The sequence below is a fragment of the Pedobacter mendelii genome, assembly GCF_014635725.1.
GTDB lineage: Bacteria > Bacteroidota > Bacteroidia > Sphingobacteriales > Sphingobacteriaceae > Pedobacter > Pedobacter mendelii.
In genome coordinates this window covers 208,870-217,540 of sequence record NZ_BMDJ01000008.1, presented here as the reverse complement: position 1 = coordinate 217,540, position 8,671 = coordinate 208,870, and the positions used below count along the sequence as shown (strand labels likewise).

7 protein-coding genes are annotated in these 8,671 nt (G+C 37.5%); 5 read left to right on the top strand and 2 right to left on the bottom strand.

Annotated elements, in window-relative coordinates:
• Positions 1–92: 92 nt before the first annotated feature.
• The 4 genes from IEV50_RS14440 (at position 93) to IEV50_RS14425 (ending at position 2,141) form a co-directional block, all read left to right on the top strand.
• Positions 93–287, top strand: a complete 195-nt coding sequence (locus tag IEV50_RS14440; RefSeq protein WP_188415595.1) for a hypothetical protein — start codon at positions 93–95, stop codon at positions 285–287.
• 183 nt (positions 288–470) lie between these two features.
• The gene (locus IEV50_RS14435; protein WP_188415593.1) at positions 471–1,064 is read left to right on the top strand and encodes a hypothetical protein; all 594 of its coding nucleotides are present in this window, start codon (positions 471–473) and stop codon (positions 1,062–1,064) included.
• 25 nt (positions 1,065–1,089) lie between these two features.
• Positions 1,090–1,617, top strand: a complete 528-nt coding sequence (locus IEV50_RS14430) for a 3'-5' exonuclease (RefSeq protein ID WP_188415628.1) — start codon at positions 1,090–1,092, stop codon at positions 1,615–1,617.
• An 11-nt stretch (positions 1,618–1,628) separates the two neighbouring features.
• The gene (locus IEV50_RS14425) at positions 1,629–2,141 is read left to right on the top strand and encodes a hypothetical protein (RefSeq protein ID WP_188415591.1); all 513 of its coding nucleotides are present in this window, start codon (positions 1,629–1,631) and stop codon (positions 2,139–2,141) included.
• A 51-nt stretch (positions 2,142–2,192) separates the two neighbouring features.
• Here the strand turns inward: IEV50_RS14425 and IEV50_RS14420 are convergent, their stop codons facing one another.
• Together IEV50_RS14420 and IEV50_RS14415 are read right to left on the bottom strand one after the other, a co-directional pair.
• Positions 2,193–3,794: a glycoside hydrolase family 43 protein gene (locus tag IEV50_RS14420; protein ID WP_188415589.1), complete on the bottom strand. Its 1,602-nt coding sequence runs from the start codon at positions 3,792–3,794 to the stop codon at positions 2,193–2,195.
• A 29-nt stretch (positions 3,795–3,823) separates the two neighbouring features.
• The gene (locus IEV50_RS14415; RefSeq protein WP_188415587.1) at positions 3,824–5,095 is read right to left on the bottom strand and encodes an ROK family transcriptional regulator; all 1,272 of its coding nucleotides are present in this window, start codon (positions 5,093–5,095) and stop codon (positions 3,824–3,826) included.
• Between the two features lie 449 nt (positions 5,096–5,544).
• Between IEV50_RS14415 and IEV50_RS14410 the strand changes: the two genes are divergently transcribed.
• Positions 5,545–8,667, top strand: a complete 3,123-nt coding sequence (locus tag IEV50_RS14410) for a SusC/RagA family TonB-linked outer membrane protein (protein WP_188415585.1) — start codon at positions 5,545–5,547, stop codon at positions 8,665–8,667.
• The last annotated feature ends 4 nt before the right edge of the window (positions 8,668–8,671 follow it).

The following is an 8,671-nucleotide window of genomic DNA, read 5'->3' as shown; positions in this document are numbered from 1 at the left end:
CCTGATAAAATACTTGGAAGAATAAAAGAACACACTTCTAAAGCATTGGTAAAAGCGATAAAAGAAAACAGTCAGGAATTAGAAAGGAATGGATGCTTTGGCTATTTGAGCGGGCAGGACTTAAAATTAGTAATGTAACAAGAAGCCAGTTTTGGCAGCACAATAATAAACCAATTGAATTATGGAGTACAGAAGTGATTGAACAGAAAGCAGATTATCTGCATGATAATCCGGTTGTAGCAGGTTTTGTAAATGAAGCCTGGCATTGGAAATATAGTTTGCTATAGATTATAGTGGCGGTAAAGGGTTAATTGAAATAGAATACTTATAATCTTTTTGGGTTAATGCACACGCGACACGCGTGCGCCAGCAAGGGGAAAGAGGCATTTTTCCTAATGGAGAATTGGACATTTCAATAATAATAAAGAAAAAAGGCTTCGATACCCCCCCATATATTAAATTTTAAAAAGATGAGCACAAAACAAATATATGCCAATCGTTTTGGAAATGAAATTTTTGAAAATCAAGTTAATAAATTAGGTGATTATTTATTGAAACATTATGATGATGAAATCTTAACTAAAATTGAGACGTACTCTAAAGGCGTACTCGTTGTTACATCTTATAATTTGATTTCTCATGACAATGTGCAATCAATTTTAGATTCAGATCCACATGCATCTTTTCAGATTGAGTCACAACAAGGAGACTATAAACTTTTTGAGTGTCTAAGTTATAAGGATAAAATTTTAGTTGATAAACAGATTTACGTAGAGATAATCCCCATCAACGAGACGATTTGCAGGCATTATTTTGATTTACCTTCAAATGCTATCAAACATACAAGTACAATCAAAATTTATTATGATTTAAATGGAAAAGAGCTTTATGAATTTGAATATAACGCAGACGGGACCTGCTTCCATATTAATAATCTTCAAGAGTATCAATCTGATTTTTATGCACACAATATAGGTGTTGACCCAGATTTGGAATTTACTTGGCAGGGATTTGAATATTACCAGTTTTCTGAACCATTAATCCCTACAGGGCCAATTATTTAAAAATAGGGCAAAGAAATTAGATAAAATACTAATTGTAGATATAGAGGCAACCTGCTGGGACGGTGCAAATCCAGAGGGTATGGAAAGTGATATTATAGAAATAGGCATTTGTTTATTGGATTTAAAATCTGGAGAGATCTCGGATAATAAAGGGGTTTTGGTAAAACCAGAGCGTTCGACGATTGGCACATTCTGTACAGAACTTACAACAATAACTCCTGAAATGGTTGCGCAAGATGGTATTTCCTTTATCGAAGCCTGTACGCTATTAAAAAAGCAATATTTATCACAAAGTTATCCTTGGGCAAGTTTTGGTGCTTATGATATGAAACAGTTCCAGAGACAATGTTCTGCAACAGATGTAGGTTATCCTTTTAGTCCATCTCACATCAATGTTAAAACACTATTTGCCTTAAAGAAAAAACTTGATCATGAACATGGGATGGCAGGTGCACTAGAGCTATTAGATTTGCCTTTAGAAGGTACTCACCACAGAGGTGTTGATGATGCAAAAAATATAGCCAAAATTTTAAACTGGATTTTGAACAATTAGATTACAAGCAAATGCCAACCACTAAGCCCGTAACCAAAAGATACTATCCAGCCTTATCAGAAATGATTACAGTAGATGATTTGCCTGAATTTTTGCATTTCGCAGAAGATGGTTTAAATCTGCTTCTGGATAGGATTCATTATAAAAATCTGCAGTACTCCAAAAGTCAAAGGGGAGATGCTGCTTTCTATAGCCTGGATATTGTAACGTCAAATATTGGCCTTGATTTGCCATTTGGTATGCGTTTGGTTTTGAATCCGGATGAACAGGGTGATTCTTCCATTTCGGCTTTCCCAGTTACCTTGCAATATCAATGGGAAATCCTGGCATTTTTACGGGCATTTAAAGTGAATAATTTTGCTTTTAGCCCACAGGCATTTTATGAACTCGGCCTCCAAGTTTTTAAAATTTCTGAAAGCGAAGTCATTGCACATACCTTAAATTATTTCATTGAAAGTGATGAGACCGAAACCAAGTTTCAAAAGTTAATCAATGATATTAATGCTTTATATCCGGATGCATAGTTCATAATCCTTAAACAGTCCAGCTATAATTTTATGAGCATGGCTTTCCGGTTATTTACTATAGGTGTAATGAAAATAGTCGACATCAATATAGCCCTCATCTGACAGGTTATTATAATTGTAAATCGCTATCCGGTCGCCGCGATACGAGCCCCATTCCATTTGATAAAGCTTTCCGAAAGTTATATATTTTTTGCCGTTCATGCTATAATAAAACTGGCTTTTGCCATCCAATCCCCAGGTTGATTTTAGCCAAATTTTTTGACCGTTTAATACAGGACCTTTTGTAATTTTCCCCTTTATATTTAGTTCTAAATGGCTTACTTTACCTTCGCATGCAATTCCTAAAGTAGTATATGCAGTTGCTCCAAAGTGCGAAAGTCCGGCCTTTTGACCATTGGCGATTCCGCTGAAATCTATTTTTATAATAACCTCATTTGCTTTTGTGCGGTATGTACGCTGGGTTAGGGTATTTCCTACTTTCAACAGATTGTTTGCTTCAATGGGTTTGAATGCACGGAGCCTTAACCAACCGGCTCTTTCTTTTAACGACCATTTTTCTGCTCTTGGATGGTAATTCCATTCCCATTGTGGCGGCAAATTAAATTGGTTAAACTCATCACTCGTTTGCGGTTCATAAACTACGCCAGGGTTAATTGGTTTTTTACCAGACCATACCATTGAACCTATCTTGTCCTGGCCAACCTTTCCGATAATTGGCCAGCCATCAATCCAGCTTACCGGTAACAAGCTCATAATTCGCCCAGACCAATCGCCGGTACCATGATGGGTAAGAAAATACCAGTCTCCATTCTGGGTCTGTACCATACCACCCTGGTTGGGTTCATTAAATTGCTTTTCGGCATGGCTCAATTGTTTTTCCTCGGTATAAGGGCCATAAATATTCTTTGACCTTTCCATCATGATAGTTCGGCCTTCGGATTTTACCTCACTAAAAAAATGATAATAAATACCATTAATTTTGTACAATTTATTGGCCTCGCTTCCTTCCGACTGATGAATAACTTTATCAGAGCCTTCAATCAGTTCTTTGCCATCAGCTGTCATTTTAAAAAGGTAGATTTTATAACCATCGCTAAAGTTTGTTCCCACTAAATAACCTTGCCCATCATCATCCCAAAAAGGACTACAATCGTCCCATCCCTTTTTAGCTAATACCTGATGAAGGGGTTGCCAGGGACCTTCGGGTTTTTCGGCAGTCGTCATAAAATAGCCTTCATCGGGTGTGCCGAAATAGATCCAGAATTTTTTATCATGGTAACGTATAGCACCCGCCCATATTCCTTTTCCATACCTGTTCATTTTATCCCAGTTCATTTCCGGAGAAATTGAAGTGATGTCGTTTACTGCATGGCTTATGATTTCCCAATTCACCATATCTTTTGAGTGGAGGATTGCAAATCCTGGCGAATACTGGAATGTGGATGAAACCGCATAATAATCAGTTCCTACGCGGATGCAATCGAGGTCGCTATAATCGGCAGGTAATATGGGGTTGTTGTAAGTGCCATTTCTGTTATCTCCCCAGTTTTCCCATTGACCCCAAATTGGTGCCTGATTATTTATTTGGGCAAATGAATACGTGTTGGCAAAAATAAAAACGATGAAATAGATAAGAATAAGGCGTTGCATAACTTAATTAATAGTGTTTTTTTAATTTTCTATATTTCAGCGAACCGGACTTGTCTTTCAATAATGCTATTAATTACCATACTCGCAACACCTAGAATGCAGGAATCCTGACCCAGCTCTGAAGTGTCAATTCTTGTATTTTCTCTGATTTCAGTCATGCTATAAGTATTAATCGCCTGTATGATTGGAATTGTTATGTATTGCTTTGCCTCCGCCATTTTACCGCCTAAAATAATGAGTTCAGGATTAAAGAGCTGTACCAATGTGGCGATACCTTTACCGAGGTTATTACCAACTACAGACAGGATACTAATTGCATATTGATCACCCCTGTTGGCGGCATCAATCACCAAATGAGGTTCAATTTTTTCAACTTCATAATCTGATAATTCATTCAGCAAGGAATGTTGACCAGATTTAATGCCTTCTTTCGCCATTCTTGCGAGTGCAACACCCGAAGCTACAGTTTCCAAACATCCTTTTTTGCCACAATAACATAATGCGCCTTCATCCATCAATGGAATATGGCCAACTTCTCCGGAAAAGCCTCTGCTACCCTTACGCATTTTACCATCCATGATGATGCCTAATCCAACACCCCAATCCATCAATACCACAAGGGCATCGCTAATTCCTTTTGCCAATCCATATTTACTTTCTGCGATGGCAGCACATTTCACGTCATTTTGCAGAAATACAGGATAGCCGAAGGCCTCTTCCAATACTTGTTGCAATGTTTTTTCTTTACTTTTTGGTCTTAAATAGGTATAATTCACTCCCGCTTCTGTATCAACCAATCCTGGCATTGAGATGCCTATTCCAACCAGCCTGCTCTTATCGATCTTAGCAGAAGATATCAGTTCATTGATAAAAGTATAAAGGTCTGTAAGCGTCGACTCATCTTTGCTGATTCCCTTACCTAAAGTATGAATTGTTGTGATGAAATTATTGTTATTGTCGAGGATAACGGCCCTCGTCCTGAACTTTTCCATATCGATACTGACGATATAAAATGTTGCATCTCTTAATAAATAGATATCTGGCTTTCTACCTCCTACAGATTCCCCTTTACCATTTTTCTCCAAAACATTATCAGCAATCAGTTCATGTAGAAGAATTAAGCATGTAGGGGAACTAATTCCAACAGCGTTGAAGATTTCACTAACCGTTGCAACTCCATTCTGGTAGATATATTTGAGTATTTTAATTTTTTGAAGGTATTTTTTTCTCTCTATGTTACTCAGTTTACGGAGTCTAATTTCATCTACAGAAAAGTAATCAGGCCGAAATGATATATCCATATTGGTTGCGTATTTAAATAGTTGTGAAACAAAAATAGCTTTCTTTTATTAAATTTTATAATAAGTATTATAGTTTTTATAAAAAATATTCAATTATAATTTGTTTTATAAAAAAAATAGGAATATTTTTATTTTATAAACTATTTTTACATAACTTTAAAATAAGAATGATTTTAGGGATTTAAGATGTTAACCTTTTTAAAGTAAGGTGTAATTAACAAAAGGAACCACCAATTATTTGCAATTAGCCAAAACAACTATAAGTATTCAAAACTTAAAAACCAGACAATGAACAAGACCTTCACTTCAGATTCGTAATCGACTTGCATCAAAGTCAGAAAGACTTTATGATTTACAGAAAAAATAAATTTATTTTCATTATGCTGATGTGGTAAATCAGGGCAGATTAAATGCTCTCTATATCGTACAGTATTCAAACAAACTATTTGATGAAACATTTACAAACGATTTTCGCATTTTTACATGCCAGCCGCTCGTTTAATTTCTACCAACCATTTAAGGCAATAATCATATTGTTGTTACTGCTTTCTTTACAGTTCCAAACTGCCTTTGCACAATCGGTAATAAAGGGAAAAGTTACGGATGCAAAAGGAGTTACGCTCCCTGGCGTGAGCGTAAAATTACAAGGCTCTACTATCGGAACAACCACTAACGATAATGGAGAGTTTTCTATTAGCGCTCCCGGAGATGGTATTCTTGAATTTACTTATATCGGTTACCAGAAAACCACTGTTCCTATTGGTGGTAAATCGGTAATTTCGACAATACTATCAGAGAATAATCAAAATCTTAACGAAGTAGTGGTTGTGGGTTACGGTACCACAAAAAAGATAGATGTTACCGGTTCTATTTCCAGTGTTAAAGGTTCGGATATTCAGAACCTGCCGGTTGCTTCAGTTACACAAGCTTTAGATGGTCGTGCCGCAGGGGTTAACATATTACGCAATGATGGTTCGCCAGGTGCTGCCCCAAGTATCAGAATCCGCGGAACAGGAACCATTAACGATGCCAACCCTTTGGTTGTAATCGACGGGGTTCCTTCCAGTAATCCAGATGCTTTAAGTGATGTAAATCCAAACGATATCGCCTCAGTAGAGATTTTAAAAGACGCATCTTCAAGTGCTATTTATGGTACAAGAGCGGCAAATGGCGTGGTGTTGGTAACCACAAAAAAGGGTAGTTATAGTCAGAAATTATCAACATCGGTAAACGCCTACACTGGTTTTTCCAATACTACCCGTTATATTAACCTGTTAACCGCACCAGATTTATATATGCTTAAAAGAGAGCGCTACGCTAATGATGGCGCTACAATAGAAGCCCCATGGGATGATCCCTATTACGCTACACAACGTACCGACTGGCAGAAAGCAATTCTGGGCACAGGTAAGGTGAACAGTGGTGATGTAAATATACAGGGTGGAAATGAAACCTCTACCTATTATTTTGCTGCTTCGATGTACGATGAAAAAGGTGTTGTTGATAAAGCAAGATTTAAACGTTATAGCACCCGGATTAACTCAGAGCATAAAATAAAATCATGGTTAAGAGTAGGGGAGAACATACAGGGCACTTTTACAGAGAGTAATTCATTTAATAATAATGATTCTCAAGCTGGTTTAATTTTCTCAGCCCTACGTTTTAATCCTGCAATTCCGATAATAAATGATGACGGTAGTTTTGGGACTTCCAAAGCTTTTGCCAATCAACTTGGAGACATTAATAACCCTTATGCAACCATACAACAAACAGATGCTTATACCCGAAAATACAGGGTAATTGCGAATGTATTTGCTGAGGTAAATATCATGCAAGATTTGAAATTCCGTGCCAACTACGGCTTTGACGGAACGATTGGCAGAGGTTACAATTTTAACATTCTGGATGTAAACCAGGCAAGACCTACTACCAACTCTAGTTTAACCCAATCGGAATCTGAGGCGTATTCAAATTTACTTGATTTATTTCTTACTTATGATAAAACGATTAATAAAAGCCATATCACAATAACAACTGGCTATTCTAAACAGAACTTTCAGGGAAGCAATTTCAGCGCAGCAAGAATTGGATATGATAATACCAGTTTTGATCAACGTGTTTTAAATCAAGGCAATACTTTATTAACCGCATCTGGCACTGCAGATGATCCTACCGCTTTAGAATCGGTATTTGCACGAGGTTTTTATGATTACGACGGCCGGTTTCTAGCTACGCTGACATTTAGAGCCGATGGTTCATCTCGTTTTGCACCAGGTAAACAATGGGGATATTTCCCTGCCTTTTCTGTGGGATGGAGAATTTCTAACGAAAGTTTCATGAAAGATATAAGCTGGATCAGCAATTTAAAAGTAACAGGTGGATGGGGCGAATTGGGTAATCAAAACGTAACGCCATTTCAATATGTAAGTTCTATTCTGGTTGGAAATACATACGGAACCAATGGATATACTTTTGGCGGTGCAGGATATAATGGAGCAGCAATCACTAAAACAGCTAATCCTAATATTACCTGGGAACGTTCGGCAATGACGAATATGAGTGTTGAAGCCGGATTCCTCAAAAATAAACTGAATACAACCCTAACATATTTTAATAAAGACACCAAAGAAATGCTGATTCCGGCAGTTCAGGTAGGTACCGCCGGTACAACAATCGCATCAGATGTGAATGCCGGAGAGATGAACAACCGTGGTATAGAGGCCGAAATTAACTATAGTGCAGGTGATCAGGTAAAATATTCTGTTGGTGTAAATGGTGCTTTCATCAAAAATAAAATCACCAAACTTTACGGAGAAAGTGCTTATATTTCATCAAAAGTTTACGGCCGTTCAAGCCAGGAAATTTCAAGAACATACGAGGGACAGTCAATTTCTTCTTTCTACGGATGGAAAACAAATGGCTTATATCAAACCCAGGCTGAAATAGATAACGATGCCGCATTAGCAAATGATTCGCGAAAAGGTTCTATCAAACCTGGAGACGTTCGTTTCCTCGATGTAAACGGAGATGGTTTAATTGATGGAAAAGACCGAACTTACCTGGGCAACCCAAACCCTAAAGCCACTATGGGTCTTCAGGGTAGTGTATCTTACAAAAACTTCGATTTAGCAGCTAATTTTACTGGTGTATTCGGTGTAGACTTGTACAATGCCGACCGGATGCAGGGCATAGATCCTACCTATTCGTTTAATTTATATGGTGAAACCATTGGAAGATGGACTGGCCCGGGAACGAGTAATACCATTCCAAGAATGTCGCTCGACCGTTCGAATGATAATTATCGCACATCGGATTTATTCATTGAGAATGGTAGTTATTTCAGTTTAAAAAACATCACACTTGGTTATACTTTCCCATCAACACTGATTAAAAAGACAACCTTCAGCAGCCTGAGGCTATATGTAACCGGACAAAATGTGTTTATGCTTACAAAATACACCGGCTATACCCCAGAATTGGGTTATACAGATGGCAACAGACAAAGAGGTGTTGACGTTGCTCAGTACCCTTCAGTACGTTCATTTACATTTGGTTTAACCCTTAAATTATAATCCT